At 52.6% G+C, this 23,192-nt stretch carries 22 protein-coding genes; 3 read left to right on the forward strand and 19 right to left on the reverse strand.

The window, feature by feature from the left end:
* Positions 1-136: 136 nt before the first annotated feature.
* The 5 genes from ABC336_RS08420 to ABC336_RS08440 form a co-directional block, all read right to left on the reverse strand.
* Positions 137-703 (reverse strand): FAD-dependent oxidoreductase, encoded by a 567-nt coding sequence (locus ABC336_RS08420; RefSeq protein WP_413238229.1) that lies wholly within the window; start codon positions 701-703, stop codon positions 137-139.
* Positions 704-768: 65 nt separating this feature from the next.
* Positions 769-3,147 carry a YcdB/YcdC domain-containing protein gene (locus ABC336_RS08425; protein WP_413238230.1) on the reverse strand — a complete coding sequence of 793 codons (2,379 nt, stop codon included), beginning with the start codon at positions 3,145-3,147 and terminating at the stop codon, positions 769-771.
* A 187-nt stretch (positions 3,148-3,334) separates the two neighbouring features.
* Positions 3,335-4,147: a polysaccharide deacetylase family protein gene (locus ABC336_RS08430; RefSeq protein ID WP_413238231.1), complete on the reverse strand. Its 813-nt coding sequence runs from the start codon at positions 4,145-4,147 to the stop codon at positions 3,335-3,337.
* 3 nt (positions 4,148-4,150) lie between these two features.
* On the reverse strand, positions 4,151-4,333 hold the full coding sequence (locus tag ABC336_RS08435) for an H-type small acid-soluble spore protein (protein WP_413238232.1): 183 nt from the start codon (positions 4,331-4,333) through the stop codon (positions 4,151-4,153).
* Positions 4,334-4,349: 16 nt separating this feature from the next.
* A complete protein-coding gene (locus ABC336_RS08440) occupies positions 4,350-4,556 on the reverse strand; it encodes a hypothetical protein (RefSeq protein WP_413238233.1) in 207 nt (68 codons plus the stop codon).
* Between the two features lie 123 nt (positions 4,557-4,679).
* On the opposite strand from ABC336_RS08440, the gene ku reads away from it, so the two are divergent.
* Both ku and ligD read left to right on the forward strand, forming a co-directional pair.
* Positions 4,680-5,531 (forward strand): non-homologous end joining protein Ku, encoded by an 852-nt coding sequence (gene ku / locus ABC336_RS08445; RefSeq protein ID WP_413238234.1) that lies wholly within the window; start codon positions 4,680-4,682, stop codon positions 5,529-5,531.
* A 52-nt stretch (positions 5,532-5,583) separates the two neighbouring features.
* Positions 5,584-6,477 carry a non-homologous end-joining DNA ligase gene (gene ligD / locus ABC336_RS08450; RefSeq protein ID WP_413238235.1) on the forward strand — a complete coding sequence of 298 codons (894 nt, stop codon included), beginning with the start codon at positions 5,584-5,586 and terminating at the stop codon, positions 6,475-6,477.
* Here the strand turns inward: ligD and cls are convergent.
* Positions 6,474-7,901 (reverse strand): cardiolipin synthase, encoded by a 1,428-nt coding sequence (gene cls, locus ABC336_RS08455; protein ID WP_413238236.1) that lies wholly within the window; start codon positions 7,899-7,901, stop codon positions 6,474-6,476. The genes ligD and cls overlap by 4 nt on opposite strands.
* A gap of 247 nt (positions 7,902-8,148) precedes the next feature.
* Here cls and ABC336_RS08460 point away from each other — a divergent pair, with 247 nt between their 5' ends.
* Positions 8,149-8,601 (forward strand): bactofilin family protein, encoded by a 453-nt coding sequence (locus ABC336_RS08460; RefSeq protein WP_413238237.1) that lies wholly within the window; start codon positions 8,149-8,151, stop codon positions 8,599-8,601.
* 89 nt (positions 8,602-8,690) lie between these two features.
* Here the strand turns inward: ABC336_RS08460 and ABC336_RS08465 are convergent, their stop codons facing one another.
* From ABC336_RS08465 to ABC336_RS08525, 13 genes are all read right to left on the reverse strand, one after another.
* The gene (locus tag ABC336_RS08465) at positions 8,691-9,467 is read right to left on the reverse strand and encodes an ABC transporter permease (protein WP_413238238.1); all 777 of its coding nucleotides are present in this window, start codon (positions 9,465-9,467) and stop codon (positions 8,691-8,693) included.
* A complete protein-coding gene (locus tag ABC336_RS08470) occupies positions 9,460-10,416 on the reverse strand; it encodes an ABC transporter ATP-binding protein (RefSeq protein WP_413238239.1) in 957 nt (318 codons plus the stop codon). Before ABC336_RS08470 ends, ABC336_RS08465 begins: the two co-directional genes overlap by 8 nt.
* A gap of 170 nt (positions 10,417-10,586) precedes the next feature.
* The gene (locus ABC336_RS08475; protein WP_413238240.1) at positions 10,587-10,838 is read right to left on the reverse strand and encodes a hypothetical protein; all 252 of its coding nucleotides are present in this window, start codon (positions 10,836-10,838) and stop codon (positions 10,587-10,589) included.
* 261 nt (positions 10,839-11,099) lie between these two features.
* The gene (locus ABC336_RS08480; RefSeq protein WP_413238241.1) at positions 11,100-11,618 is read right to left on the reverse strand and encodes a DUF1854 domain-containing protein; all 519 of its coding nucleotides are present in this window, start codon (positions 11,616-11,618) and stop codon (positions 11,100-11,102) included.
* A gap of 38 nt (positions 11,619-11,656) precedes the next feature.
* Positions 11,657-12,151 (reverse strand): hypothetical protein, encoded by a 495-nt coding sequence (locus tag ABC336_RS08485; protein ID WP_413238242.1) that lies wholly within the window; start codon positions 12,149-12,151, stop codon positions 11,657-11,659.
* Positions 12,152-12,217: 66 nt separating this feature from the next.
* A complete protein-coding gene (locus tag ABC336_RS08490) occupies positions 12,218-14,560 on the reverse strand; it encodes a glycosyltransferase family 4 protein (RefSeq protein ID WP_413238243.1) in 2,343 nt (780 codons plus the stop codon).
* Positions 14,557-15,741 carry a glycosyltransferase family 4 protein gene (locus ABC336_RS08495; RefSeq protein WP_413238244.1) on the reverse strand — a complete coding sequence of 395 codons (1,185 nt, stop codon included), beginning with the start codon at positions 15,739-15,741 and terminating at the stop codon, positions 14,557-14,559. The genes ABC336_RS08490 and ABC336_RS08495 overlap by 4 nt, the downstream gene beginning before the upstream one ends.
* A gap of 48 nt (positions 15,742-15,789) precedes the next feature.
* The gene (locus tag ABC336_RS08500; protein ID WP_413238245.1) at positions 15,790-16,968 is read right to left on the reverse strand and encodes a glycosyltransferase family 4 protein; all 1,179 of its coding nucleotides are present in this window, start codon (positions 16,966-16,968) and stop codon (positions 15,790-15,792) included.
* Between the two features lie 53 nt (positions 16,969-17,021).
* Positions 17,022-18,329 carry an oligosaccharide flippase family protein gene (locus tag ABC336_RS08505; protein WP_413238246.1) on the reverse strand — a complete coding sequence of 436 codons (1,308 nt, stop codon included), beginning with the start codon at positions 18,327-18,329 and terminating at the stop codon, positions 17,022-17,024.
* A 22-nt stretch (positions 18,330-18,351) separates the two neighbouring features.
* Positions 18,352-19,296 carry a glycosyltransferase family 2 protein gene (locus tag ABC336_RS08510; RefSeq protein WP_413238247.1) on the reverse strand — a complete coding sequence of 315 codons (945 nt, stop codon included), beginning with the start codon at positions 19,294-19,296 and terminating at the stop codon, positions 18,352-18,354.
* A 35-nt stretch (positions 19,297-19,331) separates the two neighbouring features.
* Positions 19,332-20,744 carry an O-antigen ligase family protein gene (locus tag ABC336_RS08515; RefSeq protein WP_413238248.1) on the reverse strand — a complete coding sequence of 471 codons (1,413 nt, stop codon included), beginning with the start codon at positions 20,742-20,744 and terminating at the stop codon, positions 19,332-19,334.
* A 15-nt stretch (positions 20,745-20,759) separates the two neighbouring features.
* The gene (locus ABC336_RS08520; protein ID WP_413238249.1) at positions 20,760-21,920 is read right to left on the reverse strand and encodes a glycosyltransferase family 4 protein; all 1,161 of its coding nucleotides are present in this window, start codon (positions 21,918-21,920) and stop codon (positions 20,760-20,762) included.
* 81 nt (positions 21,921-22,001) lie between these two features.
* A complete protein-coding gene (locus ABC336_RS08525; RefSeq protein WP_413238250.1) occupies positions 22,002-23,192 on the reverse strand; it encodes a glycosyltransferase family 4 protein in 1,191 nt (396 codons plus the stop codon).

A 23,192-nucleotide genomic window follows, 5' to 3' on the forward strand; every position in this document is an offset into this window, starting at 1 on the left:
GAAGGCGGCAGTATCCTGAACCGGGGAAAAGCCCCTGCGGGAATGCGGGCAGCAAGCGCGCTTCCTGCTATACAGAAAGTACCGCTTGCTGTCCGCCCCGAGGGGCTCCATGCTCTTATCAGTGAATGGAATTCATTTATGATCTCAGGACATCGTGATCGACGTAACGCTCGCCGTTCAGCTCGCTGATGACATTGATCGCTACCTTCGCGCCGTCGCCGGCGGTGATGATTGTATGCACGCTCATGCCTGCGGCTGTCCCTGCCGCCCAGACGCGCTCCATCGAGGTGCGTCCCTGCGGGTCGCAATCGATGACGGTCTTGATGCGCGGCTCGGTACCGGGACGGGTCATGATGCCGCTCGTCTCCAGCAGATCCTGGGCGATCCCGGTAGCAATGATGACCTGACGGGCCTCGTAGTTCTCGCCCGTATCCGTATGGATCAGGATCCCGTCCTCGATCGGCTCCAGACGCGTCACGAGCTCTTCCATGATCTCGGCGCCAAATTTGGCCGCCTGTTGCTTGCCGAGCTCGACCAGCTTGGGGCCGGTCGTCTCCAGCACGCCGTAATGATTTTCCACCCAGGCTCGCTTCGTCATGCTCTGATTATTGTCCAGCACCAGTGTCGACTTGCCGGCCTTGGCAGTGAATAGTGCGGCGCTGGCTCCGGCAGGCCCGGCTCCGATAATCGCGATTTCGTACATGCTTCAAGTCGCTCCTCTCATCCCAAGACGGATATGTAATACGTCCTCATTGTAACGTATCCCCGTCAACGGAACAAGAAATTGTCCGTGCGTCCCTGGAGCTCAACCAGCCGCATGATGATCGTCGCCGCCTGCGCCTTGGTCACGACCCCATCCGGGTTGAAGCGGCCGGCGGCCGGCTGCAGCAGACCCAGGCTGGCTACGATGGCAACCGCGCCCTTGTTCTGGATCGCACCCGCGTCGTTCAGACTGTTAACTGCGACGTCTTGCTGCATGAAGTTCGAAAGCTTATCGTAATTGAGCATATGTGTCAGCATGACCGCCAGCTGCTGCCGTGTCAGCGGTTGTTCGGGATTCAGCTCGGCAGCCGCATCCGCTTTTAGCCATTTCTGCTGAACGAACAACCGGACGGCATCGACGTAAGGGCTGTCTTCGGGAACATCCGCAAACAGCGTCTCGTCGTCTCTATAGTAGCCCATATATGCAGCTTGCTCGCCGTATAGCGCTTTGGTGATCATGAGCATCCAGTCGCCAAGCGAGATCTCGCCATTGGGTCTCAGCAGGCCTTCTTCATCTGACGACAAGACGCCTGCCGCCAGCATCGTCTCCAGCTGTTCCTGGGCCCAGTGGCCTTCGATATCGGTCGCTTCCCCCGTCTCGGACGGCTCTGTTCCGAACCAGTCGAGCTTCAGCTTGCCGGTGATGCCGTCGACATAGCCTTCCGTGCGCTGCCCATTCAGCAGCGGCACATAGGCCAGCTGGACATCGCTCTGCTGCTGCAGCCCTTGGACGATCTCTCCGGGAATGCCTGTATAGACAAGCTCCGTGGAGAGCGCTTCGAGATACGTCGCCTCAGCTTCCTCCAACGCAATCTCCAGCTCCAGCGGCTCCAGTTTGTCCGCGAGCTCCTTATTCGATAAACCGTAATCGTAATAGCTTATTAGCTCGCCGTTCCCGTCGAGCGTGAGATACACGCCTGCCGAATGCAAGAGATACTCTCCGTAATAGCGCGGGAAGTGATAACTAAACTGTCCTCGGTTCAATGACTCCCGGCTCTCCGCAGGTGGACTGAACTTCAGCTCCGAACCAGCGTCCGGATAAAGCAAATGGATAAGCCGGAGCGCCTCTGTCCGCGCTTCCGCTTCCGTGATGGACGGCTCCTCCGGCTCTTGATAGCCGTAATACATCCGGCTGTCATTGGAGAAATTGATAATCTTGCCCGTATCAGCCTCCACTGCAGCGGAGATCCGCTCCATGAAGCCTGGACCTGGAGCCTTCATCCAGTTCAGCTGCCATACCTGTTTGCCATTAGCTCTGGAATCCGGGTTCAGATGTCCTTGCTGCTGCACGTATTCCTCCGGAATCGTATACACCTGGGCCACTCTCGCCCTTGCCTGCTCCACCGTGAGCTGCGCGCCTTGATGCGGTGTGAACACTTCGTCACTCTCCGGCAGCGGCTGCGGGACTCCACCGCCGACTGTCGGCATATCCAATGGCTCGCCGTCGTCAGCCTGGAGCGACCGGGAGCCGATCACCGGCACATAACCAATCGTCCAGGCGCCAGCTTCTCTATTATTCCAATAGGCATAAGAATTGCGGTTGGTGCTGATGTAAGCCGGCTCCAGCTTGATCTGCTCGCGGATCCATGCCAGCGCTTCTTCCTCGCTGACCTCAGCGGAGGCAGAAGGGTATTCGCCTTGATAACGGTTAAAAAAGAATTGCCTAATCTCGCCGTTGCCGTCTACGATCACACTAAGGTTCTCCACTTCGCTGGGGACGCCGTCAACGACCAGCTGAAATTCAAACGAATAATTAGCGAGCGCAAACAGACTCGACAACGACGAAGAAGGATATGTACGCGGGAAGTCTCTCAATTGCACATCCTTCAAGGAAGGGGCCGCTTTGACTGCGAACGCCTTGGCGATCTCTTCGGCCGCCTGTCGATTGACCGCTGGCGGATAGCCGTGCGCATATTCATCTTCGAAACTGCTGCTCCGATAGTAGCTGCGGATGTCGCCATTCAGCGCATCGACCTGGATGCTGAAGCCGTGGCTGCTATTGCCCTGGGTAACGTGCCAATCCAACGTCCATATCAGTTCGCTGCTCTGGGGATAGGAGTTGGGATTGCCCAGCTCGATCCCGCGCAGCTGCGCGTCCTGCAGCTCGGGGAACAGGTCCCGTACCCGCTTCTCCGCTTGCTCCTTCGTAAACTTCACTTCACTCGGATCGGGACGCGGACCTTGAGAGGCACCGGCCGGATCCGGCGGTGTCGCCTGCCCGCTCCCTCCCGTGGTACTCGATGAGACTGCTGTGTCGACCTCCGTTACGGATGACGTCTCTGCCGATACGCCCGGGGCGATCGGACCGTGCAGCAGTGCGAGACTGAGCGAGCTCGCGACCGCCAGCTTCATGACCTGACTACGTTTCTTCTGATTTCGCTTCACTAGATCCTTCCTTTCGCAAGATAGTCGTCTTCCTAATATAGAAAACGCTATACTTATACGGAAAAATAAGGAATCCGGTTTCAAAAGATTTCCTAATCAGGGTCCAATCCACACCAAAAACCGGCCCAGCCGCACTGTAGCGGCATGGACCGGTTCCGGTTCAACTATACAAGTGATGCCGGGAGCTCTAATGCTCTCCCAATAACCTTGGGATCGTCGCAAAGCTGTATCCCTGCTCCTTCAACCGCGCTACAACCGTCGGGATCGCCTCGGCCGTCCCCGTCAAGTCCGCCCCGACGCCGCCGCCGGAGTGCTGGAGGATGATCGCGCCAGGCTTGACGGCCGACAGGATATTGTCCACAACCTCCTCGGCCGGCAGGTCCTTCCAATCGAGCGAGTCGACATTCCAGTTGACCACTTTGCGCTGCTGCGCGGCCAGCCACTGCAGCTGCGGTTCATTGATATTGCCGTAGGGCGGCCGGATGTAGCTCGGTACATATCCGGTATACTGGCGGATCAGCTCGTCCGTCCGCGTAATCTGCGATCGGAACTCCGACTCGCTGAGCCTGGGCAGATTGGCATGATTGTAGGAATGGTTGCCGACGATATGTCCTTCCCTTACAAGCCTCCGCATGACCTCGGGGTATTTCTCCACTCGCTCGCCCACGACAAAGAAGGTCGCCTGGACGCCTGCCTCCCTCAGAGCATCCAGCACCAGCGGCGTGAAGATATCGTCCGGCGCATCATCGAAGGTCAGTGCGACCACCCGGGCGTTCTGCGGGCCATGAAAGATAAACGTCTCCGGATATTTGCGGCGCAGCTCGTCCAGTGTGAGCGGCGGCGTCTCCGGCTGTTGACTGCGGACGGTATCGCTCATCCCGGTGACGATACCGCCCCGTTGTTCGTCTGGCGTGTCGCCAGTTGGCTCTCCCCCCGCAGCGCCGCAGCCCAGCAGCAGCATACTCAGCATGAATGCAGACAACAGCTTGGTCCGCCTCATCCGTCAATCTCCTTCGGTGAGGACTTCTACAGATACCGTTTGCGTATCCGTTGGCCGCGTACCCACCTGCACGGTTGCCATCCCATTAGCTTCATCCACATGCTCGATCCAGACCGGTTCGCCATTCAACTGGACACCGATCGTTTCTTTGGCATGATAGATTTCCAATGCGCGCGTGGTATTCATCCCTGTCCCTCCCTTCTCATAGATCTTTTTCGTCCAAGCCGACTTCCGACACGCGTTGCGCACCGCCCATCGTATTGACCGTGGTCTCGTCGATCAAGCCGTTGTCTCTGGTGACCTGGCCGCCTCCCAGCCCTTCATTGACCATCCGGTCGATGTCCATCTCATACGCCTTGCGTCCCTCGTGATCTTCTTCGAGCGGACGCGTTTGCCTGTTATTATCCATCCTCGTGTTCCTCCTTAGCAGTCTCTTGTGAAAATATGCCCTCCCCGGTTGATTATCATGCATTCAGGGAATCCTATATCAAAATGGGCTTTAGACTTTGTTCCGGATAAGGAGGCGTATGCGATGCATACGGTATGGAAAGGCGCGATCAGCTTTGGGCTGGTCCATGTGCCGGTCAAGATGTTCTCGGCTACTGAGGACAAGGATATCTCAATGCGGATGATCCACAAGCAGTGCGGGACGCCGATTGCCTATGTCAGACAATGCAAGACTTGTGAGGTCGATGTAGAGTGGGAGGATATCGCCAAGGGGTATGAGTACGAGAAAGGGCGCTTCGTGCTGTTCGAGAAAGAGGAGCTGAACCAGCTCGGCAGCGACGGCAGCCGGACGATCAAGATCGTCGACTTCGTCGACCTGCATGAGATCGATCCGATCTATTTCCAGAAAACCTACTACCTCTCTCCGGATCAGGCGGGTGGCAATGCATACAATCTGCTGCTCGAGGCGATGAAGCAATCCGGGCGCATCGGGATCGCCCACATCTCGATCCGCTCCAAGAGCTCTCTGGCAGCCATCCGGGTGATGGACAACTGCCTGGCGATGGAGACGATCTTCTACCCCGATGAGATCCGCCCGATCGCTCAAGTACCGGGCCTGCCGGAGAAGGTCGAGGTCAATGATAAAGAGCTGTCGATGGCAGCGATGCTGATCGATCAGCTGACGACGCCCTTCGAGCCGGAGCAGTACAAGGACGATTACCGCCAGCGTCTGATGGACCTGATCGGCAAGAAGATCGCCGGCGAGGAAGTGCATGTCGCTCCGGAGCAGCAGCGGACCAATGTCGTCGATCTGATGGCAGCGCTGCAGGCTTCGCTCGAAGCGGTCAACACCACCGGCGATACCGGAGCCAAGGATACCAAGCCTGGCAAGACGACCAAGAAAAAGACGACCGCGCGCTCCAAGAAGGCTGAGTAAACATGTGAAGTACTGCGACAGGGGTTTCTCTTAGAGGGGAGGAGAAGGGGCTATGCCGTCAACCGTAAAAGGCACACTGATGATAGACGGGCACGAGCTGGTCATCAGCAACCCGGACAAGCTGCTGTGGCCCGAGAGCGGGATCTCCAAGCTGATCTATCTGCAGCGGTTGGGCGAGCTCGCTCCATACCTGATCAAGCACTGCCGGAACCGCTATCTGACGACGATCCGTTATCCGCATGGGATCGACGGCAAGTCCTTCTACCAGAAAAATTGCCCGCAGCCTCAGCCGCCGTTCGTAAACCTTGCGGTTCAGTCCGGGATCCACTATGTCCATCTCGACTCGCTGCCGACGCTGCTATGGCTGGGCAATCTGGCGGCGCTGGAATTTCACGCTTCCTTCGACCGGATCGGCGAGCCGCTCGTCCCGACCGAGTGGGTGCTCGACCTTGACCCCTCGCAAGAGGAAGAGCCGCGCATCATGGAAGCCGCGATGCTCGTCGGCCGGCTGCTCGAATCCCTGGGAATCCAGAGTATCCCCAAAACCTCGGGGGCAACCGGCGTACAGATCACCGTCCCGCTCGTCCCGGATCTCAGCTTTGACGAGCTGCGCAGGATTGGCCTCTTCATCGGCGAGTATCTGTCCTCCACCCACCCTGATCTGTTCACGACCCAGCGGCTGAAGAAGCATCGTGGCGATCTGATCTATGTCGATTATCTGCAGCATTATCAAGGCAAGACGCTATCTGCCCCCTATACACCAAGGGCAAGGGCCGGCGCGCCCGTCTCCACGCCTCTGACCTGGGACGAGGTGCGCCGATCACCTCGCCCTGCCGATTACCATCTGCTGAACATCAGCGAGCGGCTCTCCCGCGTCGGCGACCTGATGGAGCAGACCGAGCCCCAGCAGCTGCGGCCGATCCTAGAGTTTATCGGCAAGCGCTAGAGCAGCGGCGAGAGCATCCGCGCCGCGATCTCGCTCGCTTTTTGCCAGCGCGGCCGTTCATGAAAGTCAGACAGATGCAGCTCCTTGCTGTCCTCGAGGTCAGCCATGAAGTCATCGGTGAGCGCGCGGATCGGCTCCTCGTCGAAGAGGATGGCATTGATCTCAAAGTTGCTGAAAAAGCTGCGCATATCCATATTAGCCGTACCTACGGAGGCGATCAGCCGGTCGACAATCGTCACCTTGGAGTGGATGAACCCTTTACGATAACGGAAGAAGCGGACACCGGCGGTCATCAGATCCTCGACATAAGATAGCGAAGCATACATAACGAGCCGGGAATCGGCTTGTTCAGGGATCAGGATACGCACATCGATGCCCGCTTGGGCAGCCGTTCGCAGACCCATCAAGATACTCTGATCAGGGATGAAGTAAGGCGTGGCGATATAGATGCTCTGTTTGGCCACGCTGATCGCGCCGGACAGGCACTCCAGGATCGTATCGGCCGTACTGTCGGGACCGCTGGAGATGATCTGCACATGCTGGTCGTTATTGCAGCGATGCTCGGGCATATAAGCCTTGTCCTCCAGCTTCTCCCGTGCCGTGAACCACCAGTCTCTCATGAATACGTCCTGCAGGAAGTAGACCGAATCTCCCTCGATCTGCAGGTGGATGTCTCTCCAGAAGCCCAGCTTCGGATTTTTGCCGATATATTCGTCTCCGATATTGATCCCGCCCAGGAAGCCGACTGTACCATCTACGACGACAATCTTGCGGTGATTGCGATAATTCATCCGTTTGTCGAAAAAAGCCAGCCGCGGCGTCAGAAAGCAATGGGTGTGCACCCCAGCGTCACAAAGCTCCTGCAAGTATGCGGCACTCAGCTCGTAACTGCCAACGCCGTCAAAAATGAGCCGCACCTCCACTCCCGCCTTGGCCTTGCGGATCATGACATCCTTGAACCGCTCACCCGTCTCATCGTGTCTTATCGTGTAGTATTCCAAATGAATGTGATGCTCCGCTTGCTCCATAGCCGCCAGGATGGCTTCAAAGGTGGCATCCCCGTTATTGAGGATCTTGACCTTGTTGCATCCGGTAATCGGCGACTGTGCCAGATTATGCAGCAGGTGAAACAAGCGCTCTTGATGATTGAAGCGTCCCTCGCCCAAGTCCGACATGCGGTGTACAAGCTTGCAGCGGCGCATCGCCTCCAGCCGATGTTCTCCCGCGATAACCCCCCGTTTGCGCACCGTACGGCGGCGCTGAAAATCCTTGGCCATAAAATAGTACATGACAAAGCCGATCAGGGGAAAGACGAACAGAATGAGCAGCCAGGCCACAGCCTTGGAAGGGCGTCTAAATTCGGCAATTAGGATGGTCGCGATTTGAAAGATAAAGATGAACAGTGCCAGGACTAGCCAAATCATAGAAGACTCCTTTCAGGGCGGCCCGCAAATGCAAACTTGGCCTTCCGGTTAGGTTCTGCATCCGCGAAAGCGATTATACTTCCCTATACCCCGCCGGATGCCGCCTTGCATCACCCGACGTACAAATCAGGCATGAATAGACAGGCAAGCGAATAAATAGCTAAAGAGGCGTAGGAGTCATGATCCCATTTAAGTATGCGTTCAAAGAGGCATCCCTTTTGGGACGACGAAAAAGGAGGACTGCTCTATGTTCAAAGAAAACAAGCGTTATTCCTCTGCAGACACGCTGATCGGCCAAGGGACAGTGATCGAAGGCAAGCTGACGTGCGAGGGCGATCTGCGAATTGAAGGGGAGCACCGGGGGGACCTTGAGTGCAAGGGAGAGATCATCGTCGGCGAATGCGGTGTCGCCCGCTCGACGCTGGTCTCGCGCGATCTGACTGTCGCAGGCATCGTCTATGGCGAAGTACAGACCACCGGTCGTCTGATCATCACTGCCTCCGGACAGATCCACGGTTCCGTCAGCACGACAGCTTTGATCATCCAAGAAGGCGGCCAGTTGACTGGTCACTGCACGATGATCAAAGCGGCGGCCGCTGCTAACAGCAGCGCAGGGGCTTCCAGCCGGAAGGAAGAGTCTGCGGTGGCGGCAGTCAAAGACACCAAAGATAGCAAGGAAAAAGCACGCGCTGCCGGCTGATTTCTTGAATTGCGGCAAAGGGCTGCGCCTACCGGACAGATTGACCGGAGGCGCAGCCCTCTTGTTCGAGCAGACGCGGGAAGCAACAGCTAAGCGATATCCCGTTTACTGAAGACCAGCCAGGTCACCGCTATGAACAGTACGTAATAAGCGCCCAGCACGCCTAGCGTAAACGCCATCGGTTTGCCGGTCGTCTGGGACACATCGCTGACCAGGTAATCTGTGAGCGACAGATTGGCAAACAGCAGATAATTGACCCACTCATAATCCAGCATGCTGATGATCCCGGTGATGACACTGCCGCCCAGCAGCAGGAACAGCGAGAGGCCGATCGCCAGCCCGCCGCTGCGGAACACCGTGGAGATCAGGAAGGCCAGCGTGACGACGATGATCAGACTGACATATTCATAGAAGTAATTCATCGTCCAGTAAGCGATGGATGAACGATTGCCCATCAGCTCCTCGCCGTCGTAGCCGAACAGGATCATCGAGCTCAAGATATTCCATCCGAACAGCACAACCATGAAAAGCAGGCCGAACAGCAGCATGGCGATGTATTTGGACAGCAGTATCTTGGATCGGCTCCAGGGGCGGATCATGAGCAGCTTGATCGTGCCGGAGCTGAATTCGCCTGCGACCGTCTCTGCGGCGATAACCACGGTAAACACCGTTACCATCATGATCGCCATCATGGACTGAATCTGAACGGCCAGCCACATCGAGGGCTTCATATCGCCGCTATAGAGGTACATCAGGACAGGAATGCTGAGCGTGATGACGAGCAGCAGACCGAGCATGATCCAAGTGCGGGGGCGCCGGTAGATCTTCATATTCTCATTGTTTACAAGCTGCATGAAATCAAACAATCCGCTCGCCTCCCGTCACTTCAAGGAACTGGTCTTCCAGCGTCTTGGTATGCTGGCGGATGCCGAATACTTTGATCCCGGCCTGTACCAGTGCCGCGTTGGCTGCCGCGATCTGGTCACGGTCCGCCAGGAACGCAACTTGGTTGCCCTCGAGCGCCGCTCCGAACTCGGCGAGCACCTCCATCGCCGTCTGCGGCTGATCGACCTCGAAGAACACTTGGCCAAGCGCCGTCTCCAGCTGCTGCTCCCTCATCGGCCGTACGTCGATCAATCGGCCGCTCTGAATGATGGCGACCCGGTCGCACATCAGCTCCATCTCGGATAGCAAATGGCTTGAGACGAACACTGTGATGCCTTCTTCTCTGGCCAGCAGCCGCAGATAATCGCGCAGCTCGCGGATCCCTGCCGGGTCCAGACCGTTGGTAGGCTCGTCCAGGATGAGCAGTGAAGGCTTGTGCATGATCGCTTGGGCGACGCCAAGCCGCTGGCGCATCCCTAGCGAGTAAGTCTTCACCTTGTCATGGATGCGGGCCTCCAGGCCGACCAACTGGACCACCTCATCGATCCGCTGTCTCGTGATGCCGGGGATCATCCTGGCAAAGTGCAGCAGGTTCTGGTAGCCGGTCAAATATTTGTACATCTCCGGATTCTCGACGATCGCTCCCACATGCCGAATCGCCTTCTCGTAGTCTCTGGTAATACTGTGATTACGGATCAGGATCTCGCCGCTGGAGAGCTTCATCAGCCCTACCATCATGCGGATTGTGGTTGTCTTGCCGGAGCCGTTGGGACCCAGGAAACCAAATACTTCGCCGGGAGGGACATCCAGCGTGAGATCGTCGATAATGGTGCGCTTGCCTATACGCTTGGTGACACCTTGCATCCGTACAACTGGTTCTGGATCAGGACGGGGGGCGTATGCTCCCGCAGGAGCTGAGCTGGACATCATGCCATCTCTCCTCTCATCAAAACTTCCATTTATTATAGCTGATGTGAGTTAGGCATTGATAGTCATTTAGCAAAAACTTAGCAATTCAAGGTGAAACGGCTCGATGAACAAATAAAACCGCCTGCGTCATCCAGCAGTGCGGTTCATGTGAATCTGCTGCCACGGGGCCTTCAATAGGCGTAGGCCAGCTCCTTGCGCTCCTTGGAGGGGGAAGCGATGTGATGCCTGCCAGCCAGTGTCGGATCGCTGTCAGCAAGCGGATAGGACAAATCCTGCATGCCTTGTTCCGCCCCACTACATCTTACGCAGCAGCCGAGCGGATGCACGATCCGGAAGAAGCCCGTTCGGAATAAAAGCTGCGCCTCTTCCAGGTTCTCCATACGCCCGCAGCCCACACAGTAATATTGGTCTGATCTGTACATCGACGATCTCTCCTCGGAATAAGATATACGAATTGTATCTAAAATATTTTACTGTTACATATTGTATCTTTGTTAACCTAAATTTATGACAAATATCGATTATTGTCAAGCTAATCCTGGAAATATTGTAGGCTTTTGTCGTGTATGCGCTTCCCAAAACAAGCGCGCCAGAAGGCGGACCGAGAACTGTCGAGAAACCGGGGGAGGTGGCGAACCGTGATGGGGTTGAGGCGCAGAGAATATGAAATAAGCTTGGGGTAATCAGCCGTACCGCCGCAGCCAGGTTTCGACTTGCCGGTGACTGTAGCCGCCATCCAGCGCCGTCAGATCGCTTAGCTGGCAGCGATGACCGTTGTAGTTGACGATGATCCACCGTGTCGGCGCAATCCTGTGAAGTTGTTCTCCGGTTGCATGCAGGACGATCGTCTCCGCGCCGCAGTCGGTCTGTACTTGCCAGACCCAACCGTCGCGCTCGCATGAGATCGAATCAATCCGCTCGATCTCGGGCAGCAGCGACCCCCGCTCCAGCTCACGCTCCGCTTCCGAACGGCTGGTTTCGTCGAGCAAGCTCAGATGATGGATGAGTGCGATCTGCTCACCAGTGTGCTGCAATACAGAGATATAACTCTCCGGCATCACCCGCGGCAGCCCGCGGACCAGCCGGATCCGTTCGTATCTGGCGCCATCCATCTCCAGTACCAGCATGCCCCGGGAGTTGCGGTGCAGCCGGACCTGCGACGGGGTATCGCATTCGGCTCGGTAGTAGACCAGTTGGCTCATAGGGACCTCCATCTCCATGACGTCTTATGATCGCCGGATCACTCCGCCCCCATCTCCGAGCGGTAATCCCACAGCACCCGCCATTCCCCGTCCTCTTGGGCGATATAACAGAGCTGCGCCAGCTCGAACAGGCCGAAGATCGGGCTGTCGAATACGGTTCTAGCCTTGACCCTATAGACATGTGACAACTTGCCCGCACGGGCATCCATCCGCCACTCGCCGACGAACTCGGGTTCGTCCAGCGTGTAGCTGAACGTCCGAACGGCAAAATGATTGAGGAACACATGCGCTCGCGTCTCAATATACGATTCTTTGGTAAACCGCGCATGCATATCGCTATGGAACAGCTCCCAGGAGCTGCCGAAATCGCCCTGCTGCTCAAACGCATAAAAGGCATCGACGACTCGCGCCAGCTCCGCCTCCCTGGAGCCAAATGACGTTTGCAACCATCCGAATACCAACCACCCGCCCCATGCCATCACGGCGATGAGGAGGAGGGGCAGGAGGCGGATCCGGCGTCTTCTTCTCAGCATGCGCTTCCTCCCGTCAACTGTCAGCTTGTACAGTTTATGAAGAGGATAGGAAGAATAGACATTACGTTATGCGCCCGCCTGGACGGTCTGTGATTCGTTCTTCAAGCCTGCTACAGGGGTAGGGCGTGAACGCAGCTGCGCGATTGCCTGCTGCAGCTGCTGCATGAAGCGGGCCTCGTCGAATTGCTCAGCGTGCTGACGAATTATAGCGGGATCAAACTGCCGGTCATCAAAATGCTTGAGCGTCTCGGAAAGCGAAGCCACCGTCTGTTCCTCAAAATATTGTCCGTTAACGCCCGGCTTGACGGTGTCGAGGGCCCCGCCTCCCCGATAGGCGATCACCGGACGCCCGCAGGCGTTGACCTCCAGCGGCGTGATGCCGAAGTCCTCCAGTCCAGGAAAGAGGAACGCCCGGCATCCCTGCATCAGCTCCCGAACCTCTTCATCCGGCAGTCTCCCCAGGAAGCGTACGCAAGGTGCTGCCATCTCCTCCAGCCGGGTCCGGTCCGGACCGTCACCGACGACGATGAGCGGCAGTCCCAGGCTGGAGCAAGCCGCGACCGTAAGATCGATCCGCTTGTAGGAGACGAGCCGGGAGACGACCAGCAGGTAATCCCCTGGCGGTTCGCCACCAGGCTCGTACCTCGACAGATTAACCGGCGGGAAGATGACGGGAGCGTCCCGGTTGTAATGCGTCTTGATCCGCTGGCCGACGATTGTTGAGTTGGCCACGATCATATCCACACGCCGGGAACTCGCCCGGTCCCATAGACGCAAGGGCATCACAAGCAAGCGTGCCGCCAGCTTGAGCACCGGCGAGACGCGCATCCCTTCCATATAAGTGTCGAAGTCCCAGGCGAATCGCATCGGCGTATGGCAGTAACACAGATGGAGTGCGCCTTTGCGGACGGGAGCGGCCTTGCCGTAAGCGCTGCTGGAGCTGATCACCAGATCATAATCATCCAGCTTCATTGACCGCATCGCGAGCGGATAGAGCCAGAAGAACAGCTTGAACCGCTTCTGAATCCCGGGGATCCGCTGCATCCAGGTCGTATGGATGGTCGCCTCCCTCAGCTCTGGCAGCAGCCCCTCCCGGTCGATGATCGTCGTATAGATCGGCGCATCCGGGAACATCCTGTGCAAGGTGCCGACGACACGCTCGGCCCCGCCCATCTGATTCAGATAATCATGGACGATGGCGATGCGGGGTTGGTCACTGAGCAGACGCCTGGCCTCTGCAGCTGTTCTGCGGCCAGACGATCTGCCCACTACTTGGTCATATATCTGCTCGACTCGCCCGGCTGTTCTCTCGATCGTAAACGATTCACGTACCCGCCCTGCGGCCGCTTCGCCCATGTCACGCCTGCACCTGTGGTCTTGGAGCAATAGCGAAGCGCAGGTGACGAGCTCATCCACATCGCCCGTCTCGTACAACAGTCCGTCCTGACCGTGGCGGACGATCTCCGGCACCCCTCCGGCGCGTGTGCCGATCACCGGCACATGTTGGGCCATGGCTTCGATGATCACCCTGCCAAACGGTTCATTATCCGAGCACAGCAGTAACACATCGGCTGCGCAGCAGATGGAAGTGACATCCTCGCGGAAGCCCGCGAAACGAATCCGATGCTCCAGCTCAGCTCCCGCGACCCGGTCCCGAAGATCACGGAAGTAATCAATGTTCTCCTGGCGAAACTTCGGGGCGCCCACGACCCACAAATAAAGATCATTCCCTGAGCGTATCAGCCGCTCTGCAGCGGCAATCGCATCCTCCTGCCGCTTCCATGGCGCGATCTGTCCGATGATGACCATCACCTTGGCGTCCTGCGGCGTATGCCACTCCTTCCTGATCTGCTGCCGATGCCTGGCGCGCTCCAGCTCCGTCAGCTCCTCCACCTCTACTCCATTATGGACGAGAAGAAGCCGCCGCTGTAGAGCGCTTGCCGGGAATCCACGGAGCACCGGATGAGAAATGCCGATGATCGCTGTCACGGTAAGCAGAGCCAGCCAATTGATCATCCTGCCGATCAGACCGCCTGGTGGCATATCCCGGACATGCCAGATCACGGGACGACGATGCAGCCAGACGAACAGGGAGGCCATCATGCCGGCACGGAGCGAGTTGGCATGGATCGTGTCCACCTGCTCCTTGCGGACGGCCCGGGCCAGCACCCAGCCCGATCTCAGCATGCCGAGTGCATCCTTAAGCAGACGAAGCGGATTCCTGGATAGCCTGGCACGATACGAATCGACCGGGATGACCTCGATTCCCGCCTGAACTGCTCGATCCGCCAACTCGCCCGGCGGCGCAAAAAGGACCGGCTCCGCCTGCTGCAGATGTTTCATCGTCAGCAGCAGGCTGATCTCGGCCCCGCTTACATCACTGGTATGGTTATAGAACGCTACCTTCATCTTGCCGCCAGCCTCCTTCGATCGGAGATTGCCATCTCGAAGATCCTTGCTACAGACTCCGATACGATATCCCACGTATACCGTTCCATGACATGCGCCCTGCAGGCTTCGCGGGAGGGAATCTTACAGTGTCCATTGAGGGCGGAGATGATCTTGTCGCTCATCGCCTCCGGACTGTGGTCACGGAAGAGCAGGTTGGCGTCAAACTGCTCCAGGATTTCCCGGGTACCGCCATAAGGCGTCCCCAGTACCGGCGTCCCGCAGGCGAGCGCTTCGACCGTAACCAGACCGAACCCTTCCAGTGTCACTGTCGGCACGATGCTCAGATCCGCCGCTTGATACCAGCTGACCAACTCTTCATTGGGCACCTTGCCCAGCAGGAAAACCGACTGCTGCAAACGCAGCTGATCGATCAACGCCGACAGCCTTTCCCTTTGCGGACCGTCACCCACAATGTACAATACGGTATCAGGTGCCTGCGCCAGCACTGCGGGCATGGCCGCAATCAACCGGTCGATGCCCATCCGGTTGACCAGACGGCGCGCGCAGAACAGGACGTTCTGCTCCGGCTGCAGCCCAAGCCGCTGGCGGACATCGTCGCGAGCCTTGGCCGGACGGAAACGATCTACGTCTACCGCTCCGGGTACGATGTGGATCCTGTTCGTCGGGACCCCATATCCGTTTGCCAGAATATCCCTGAAGTATTGGCTGAGAACAATAAAATAATCGGAACGCCGATATGACAGTTGCTCCACACTCTTCTTCAACTGATATCGTAGCTTTTGCCCCATACTCGCACCGCGATCCTCTACCTGAGATTCCTGTGCCCAAGGACCGTGAAAGTGCGTAATGATAGGAATTTCAATCGGCACCTGTTGACGTGTAATCATAGAAGCGTAGAGTGCGAAGTGCGGATTGAACACATCCGGGCGGCTCGCTCGAAGCTCATTGCGGAACTTGTTCGCGAATGCACGACTTCGTACGATCGGATTGACCTTGGCTTCTCTGGATAGTACCTCCTGGATGTAGGCAGGCGCAGTCGTATACTCGCCATGAGCGGTAATTAGACCTTTGACGGTGTGTCCCTTGGCTTGCATGGCCGCTGTATAGTCTGCAAAGTACCGGTTTAACCCGCCATGAGTGTGATCGATCCATCCCATGCCTGACGCGAGGATGTTCATGGTTTTCCTCCTCGTATAGTGTTGGACACTTTTTTGAAAATCAAAACTTTACGGCACCTTCCTTTTATGGTGTTTAGAAATATAGTCTTTTCTGTGCATAATCTCCTTATACAATGAGTTCCGAGTCTTACTATGTTGAACTGAGTGATTATCACTTTCAGGAGTGAAGTAAAGTACACCTTTAATTGTTTCCGCCAAATTGATGGCATCAGCGTGTTTTGAAATGAAAATACCGTCCATTTCCGTGCTCCACTCCGGTAACCCCCCGCTTTCAAATACAATTACAGGCTTGCCCATACGTCTCGCTTCTGGAACCACCAACCCCGCAGGTTCGGGCCAAATTGAAGGAACAACGACGATGTCAGTATTTTCATACCATGTTTCCACCTTCGTTCTGGGGAGCTTACCGAGAAATGTAATATTGCTTTGTAAGCCCATATTATGAACTAATACTTTTAGTTTGGAATGGTACCAACCATCACCTATAATATAGCAATGAACGGAAACACTTTCTTTGACCAACTGTTGTACAGCTTCAATTAAAAACTGAACCCCTTTTGAATAGACGAGTCGACCGACGTACAGCAAGTTTAACTTTTGATTGGGCTTGGGCACTTTTAATGGCGGTACTGCATTCAAAGACCACTCTGAATTATCAAATACTACGATGTTTTCTCGATTGATTCCTTCTATTACAAGAAACTCAAGCACAGCATTACTGACTGCATAGACCTCTCGGCAGCTCATCAAAGCACTTAAAATCTTGCGATGGGATTGAATAGCCTGAATAGCCAATTTGGGAGATTTCACATTCCCACACTGTCGCATGTACCAATTAACCAAACAGTAACTCCCACTTACTCTTTTGCACACCTCATTGCGATCCCTGTACAATCTACTTCCTGATGGACATACAACCCCGTGTATGACGCAAGCTACCTTATAAATATGAGACAGTTCCTCCACAAGGGTAGCCGTATGCGGAGTTGCGTGCCATACAATTAAATCGGGACTATACGTTTCCACAGAGCCTTTCCAAGAATGAATATTGTTCCCTAAAACATTTACTTCAACATTGTCATTTCCCCAATTCCCATAATCTGAAGCTTGCAATGTCATAATACAAACCTCATGATTTTTCATAAGAAGTTCTACAGAGAAATCATATATAAAACGTTCCATCCCACCTGCTGAACTGAATTCATCTACAATTTGTATTACTTTCATCCCTTCACCTCAAGGTCAATCGACTGAGAATACATCATACTCAACTCTACCTTTTAATTGCCTACTTCTTTTGTCTGTTCCCTGCGACCCCATCCTTTGATGGCCAACCTTCCCCAAGAAACGATATCCGGAAAAAAAAGTCCCCTTAAACTGATTCCAAGGCGCTTACATTGATAAACCAAAAAGGCCCATTTTGCAAATGCGCCACTTACCAATCCTATAGCTGCCCCTACACCGTCTAATGATTTTAATAAAAGAATAGCTATTCCAATTCCAAAGCTCAGCCCAATGATCTCTGCAACGGTAATAAAGTGGAATTTCCCCTTAGTCGATAAAAAATTACTTAGGACCATATAAGGAACTAGCATAATACCGCTCATTAGCAAAATTTGTCCAATAACTACCGCTTGTTTATACTCAGCTCCATATACAAACGGTAGCGCATACGGCAAGATTATACTGCAACTTAAAGACAATATCGCAGTTCCATAAAGAAGTGCATTATGCAATTGTTGCACTTTATGTTTTTTATCACCATCAGACAAATCCATTAATTTGGGAAACAGGTAAATCCCCAACGCGCCAATAACAACGGAAGGCAGAATACTCCCAACACTTGAAGCGACCGCATATAAACCAAGAGTATAAGTAGTTAAAAATAAAGAAAGTACAAGTTGATCTAATGAGCCTCCAAAGCTTGATACGAGACCGACAGAATAAATCTGCATTCCCTTTTTTAACAATTCCTTTGAATTGGTCTTTAACCGAGAAAATTTTGGTTTGACGTTTCTAATTGTCCAAGTTAAAGGCAATAGGAACATAGATACAGAAAAGAGCAAATTCCATTTAATAAATGTGCTTACCGAGTAATTGTCAGTTGCTATCAATACTAAAATAATGAATAACAAGCCGATTGGATTCAAAACACGTAGCAACATGACGTGTCCAAACTTATTCAAAGTCTGCAACGTACCAATGAGTCCATCTGCCATAACACCAAATGGGACGGCAATCATTGCAATTTGAGCCAATATAACAACTTCTTGAGGCTGGCTGCTTAGCACATTTGGAATAATGGCTTGACCAATTGTTAAGCCAATAACTCCCATGATACCTCCCAATACTAAAAATGTGCCGAACAACTCTTTTTGCCTATGAGGAAAAGATTTACCTAAGAAAATTACCGCGCCTGGGAGGCCTATGGTAAAAATCATGGCAAACAGCCCACTATATCTCATGGCTATTGCTAGAATCCCCCTTCCTTCCGGTCCAAGATATCTGGCACTTAAAATACCCGTTAGTAAATTGATGGCCATAACCCCAAGGTTGATTACAATGCCCCTCATAAATAACTGCTTCATTATTCATACCTTCCTTGGCATTTCAGGACTTTAAGGCTGTCGATTTGGAAAAAAGATGCTTCAAGTAGAAACCGACTGCTTTCCACTGTCCCTTTAACGCTGGTATATAAGACTTCATCACATTCTCCTCACTAAGTAATACGGCTAATGCTAACCGGGCCAACCCAGGTGTACTCCGGTCTCCAATCATGGCGGTATATAGAAAACGAAAAATAACCTTGTGCGTGGGTGCACAGGTTAACAAGGCAACAGTTTGATTAAAGGAGGCGTTTGTAATAGCCAAGGGCACCACTTTATTTCTCTGGTCAATATCGAATCGTTTCGCAGGGTAGTGATCCACGATAATATTGGGGTCATAGATTAATTTGAATCTCATCTTTTTAATCCTTAAACATAGATACACTTCAAAATGAACCTGCGCCCCTTCTCCTTTGGAGTAATCAGGGAATTCAATCAAATGGGTTCGGAAAGACATATTAACACCTTTTAGGATGTCCACCTCCCTAGCCTCACCTGAGCCCAGATGATGATTCCCGATCACTCGTCCGTACCAGGTTAACTGCCCTACTCTTTTTTGCGGCAGCATCTCGGTGGTTGTATTATGAATGACGTCTCTCCCCCCGACGCCTCCAATATCCGGAGTTGAATAGGTCCGGGCCAAGGATTGGAGCCATTCGGGTCGAGGAGCCGCATCATCATCAATAAAAGCAGTTACGTCGCCTTCGGACAGTTTCAACCCTTCCTTCATCGCATGTATTACTCCAGGAAGAGTAACGATTTTAGTCTCTTTTTTGTATGCTTTTTTGAGCTCTTTCCACACAACCAGAAAGGCTTGCGTTTCTTGATCTATATCACGGCATACAATGATAACTTGATGGGGCTGGAGCTTCAATCCATCAATCGCCTTCAGGCATCGTTCAAGATCGGAGATCCGTTTGTAGGTTGGAACGACAATGGAGATTCTCACCTTAAAATTTCACTCCTTTCTTTAAATCCAGAGTTTTATGAAAGCTTGTATCTATCCAAAAACCCTATACATAGCCAGATTAGGATGGCGGTTGAATAGTTCCCACCAATGGCCCAGCTACCGATGCTGCAGATCAGAATGCCCAAAATGGACATAAACACAACACCGTCTCTGCAGTGTCTAAAAGCTAATTTCAATACATGAAAAATAATGAACATGTACAAGATCCCTCCGAACAGCCCTAGAGAGGTGAACATGTTGCTGAGGTCTACCTCAGAGTTAACGTGGTTTTCAGAGAACTTTTTTCCTGCCAGGGTTGTACTCCCCAATCCATCCCCAATCGGATTGGAGAATCCATTCTTAATTCCTTCCACAAAAATAGCCCAATGCAGTCCAAGCGTAGAATGCTTTTCATCCGTAGGATTGGCAAATCCGTTCACTTGGCGAGCGATTAGCTCGTTGTTACTGGCATCAATGGAGATGATGAATTGATAGGTGAAGACCAGTCCAAATGCAACTAATCCGGTAACGAGAACCCGCGTCTTCAATTGCCTCACACTCATAATCGTCATGATTGCTATCGCTACGATGGTGAACAGCAGCGGACCTCTGCTTCCGGTCATCATAATCGCGTAGAAAAACAGCGGTAGCAGGATAATCGCTGCCAGTTTAAACGATTTCTTGCCTTGCAGCAAAAGTCCCCAGCATATCACGGCTCCGAATGTGATATACTGCGCGTACTCCGAAGCACTGGTAAAAAAGGAGAATCCTCTCGCACCCTGACCAACCATTAAAGCTGCATATCCGCCCAATTCGATCCACGCTTCTTCAAAGCTAAAAAAACCATAATTGACCTGCTTGTAGGAATAGAGCAAACTTATGACGCCTATAACGACAACAAGCATAAAAATGCGTTTCATCCATAGTAAATTCATGTACAATCTGCCCATAAGCATCCAAGCCAAAGGAACGATATAAAACAATATCCCTCCGAAGCCCACCATAATTGATCCCTGAAGAGGGTTTAAAATTTGTAAAACTTCAAGGAGTACTAAAACGCGGATAAGCTTAAATAGGGTACTATCGTCTTCAATGATTTGACGCTGCATATAGGTCCGATAAAGCCAATAGGAGCCCAGCATTAGAACAATGACGGGCGCAAGCAGCACGAGCGGATCAAATTGACTCCATCCGGCATGAGGAATGAGCAGCCTTCTGAAGAAGCCCATAAAAGGTAAATAGAGCAGCAGCCCCACGAGAACGACCCTTGGCTTCTTTAAACTTATGGCAAAGGAGATTAAAAAAAGGACGGCAAAAATCAAAAACCTGCTCATTTGAGGATTAATGACCAAACGTCCTAATACATAACTTGACAGACCAGCAAGCAGGAATACGACAGCAACCTGTGCGTAATTGCTGCTTTTTACTTTACGTATTAAGATGTTCAAAAACGTCCTCTCCTTTTAACCATGTGCCTTTGCTTTATGAGAAGGCCGCCGTACAACTCGGCCGTTATATTCAGAACAAATAAAATCCGCGGTATCCTCGGCCAGTCGTTCAGAGCGAAAGTCACCCGCCCGCAATTTCGCTTTACTCCCCAGTTCTTGCAAAAATGACGGCTTTTCAATCAGTCTTCCGATAGCAGAAGCTAATGCCGACGGATCATTGGGTTCGATAAGCAAACCGTTGATTCCATCGCTGATAATTTCCTCAGGTCCGCCTGTTTTTGTTGCAATAACCCCTTTCTCAAGCGCCATGCCTTCAATAACAACCATACCGAAAGGTTCAAAACCAATGGACGCATGAACGACGATGTCGAACGCGCGCATCCATAAGGCAGGATTGCTTTGATGCCCTCCAAATGTCGTGCATGCAGACAATCCAGAGGTAGTTATAAGCTGTTTGATCTCCGTGTGATACTCTTTTTCAGAAAAATGCTCGCCGCCAATAAGGACAAAATGCGTATTCTTATTCTGTTCATGAATGAGCTTAGCCGCCTCAACGAACACATGCACACCCTTCCACCGTTGCATTCTTGCTGCTATGCCTACTATAATTTTATCCTTGGGTAAACCTAATTGATCTCTTGCCTCATCGACAGATATGGTTATGGTTTTGTTCATGACTTCTGCATCAATAGCAGGATAGATTGCTTTTGTTGTGAGCTTGGGGGTCATGACGGATTGCTCTCTCTCTACTGCAGCCGAGCAACAGATGACAGCTTTTGCAGGAATGACATGTATCAATTTCTGCATCAAGCTTCCACCACTCTTTCCATGCTGCCACCAGATTGCAGGCGTGCCGGACAGCAAAGCCGCTGGACCGATATATAAGTGCGCTTTGCTCATCCAAGACATGACTAGATCGATCTCCTGCTCCTTAATCCATCGCCTTAATTTAAAGACCAAGGCAATATACTTATGTAGATCCCGCACTCGACCCGCCTCAAAGACTTGCACAGGATAGCCCAATGCTTGTGCATATTGTGCGAGCGGTCCATCTTCCAGGAAAACAACCTGATAGTCGATCTTACCGTAAGTTTTATTAGCTTTGAGCAGATGCATAAGCATAAGCTCCGCTCCTCCACGCTGATTAGCCAGCGGCATGATTAATCCCACTCTCATCTCTTTTCTCTCCCTTTTATTGCACGGATATCGGCTTTATACCATCACAAGCCGTTGTTGTTTCCGATCGACCGCCTGCTCCTATTCATTAAGATGTTCAAGTTGGCCTCCCCTTCTTTCTATCTTTGCGAGATCAATCATGTACTGCTTCATCATTTTTTCGTATGTGTTTTCCCATGTCAAAGAACGAACGCGCTCTCTCACACTGACACCCATTTGGAGATGATCGTCATAATCGCTAAGGACCTGCTTCAAGGCATGGTAAATGTTATCCGCATCGCGTTCGATATATATTCCGTCTTTCCCATTACGAATCAAATCTTCAATACCGCCAACTTCAGTGGTAAGAATAATCAGACCTGCAGCAGCTGCTTCATGCACCACCAATGAAAATGTTTCATAGCTGGAGGGAAACACGAAAATGTCGCTTAGCGCCATCCATTCTTCCGGTTTAGACTGCATCCCGGCGAAAACAACCTGCTCCCTAGCTTCCGGTCTTAACTGGTTTTTATAAGGCGTTGGATCTCCTTTTCCGACCACTAGCAGACCGATATCGGGAAATGAATCCGCAAGTTTATTAAATGCATCAATTAAATAATCCAACCCTTTGCGGGGCCAATCCCCCCCCATAAAGAGTAAATAGGTTTTTTCTTGATCCAAACCGTAGTGCTTTCTTAATCTATTTTTGTCTTTCCCCTCAGCGGGTTTGAATTTAGTAAGGTCGACGCCATTGGGAACAACAGATACTTCTGTTGGCTTGTAAGGGAATGCATCGAGCAGTTCTCGCTGCACTCGTTTGGAAACAGCAATCAGATGTTTGGTTCGTTTTGGAACATAAATCATTCTTTCCATTATCAAAGCTATTGAGGTGGCAGCTCTGCTATTCAGCTTTCTTAGAAATGATTGGTCCAAATTAGCCCTCGTATTCCCAACAGCTCTAATAAAGCCATCATGACAAAAATGGATGGTTGAATAATCCGCCTGGTTAAAAACTATGGCTCCCGTCGTATGAAGCAAGTCTCGTTTTAAAAAGAAAATACGAATGGTAGCCAGTACGGCAAACATAATCATTCTTATCGGTGCTGGCCTTGCAATAACAGGTATATAGATATGACGAATGCCTTCTTTTTGGCTTAATTTTAATGTTGTAGACACGACTACGAGCTCGCATTGGTGTTTTAAGCGGGTGATGATCTCTTCCAAATGAAGCTCCATCCCTCCTTGTCCACCAACATCATGAGCCACATATACAATGACTGGCTTTTTCCTCAA

Origin of the sequence: Paenibacillus jepli, from assembly GCF_047238105.1 — a bacterium.
Taxonomy (GTDB): domain Bacteria; phylum Bacillota; class Bacilli; order Paenibacillales; family Paenibacillaceae; genus Paenibacillus_D.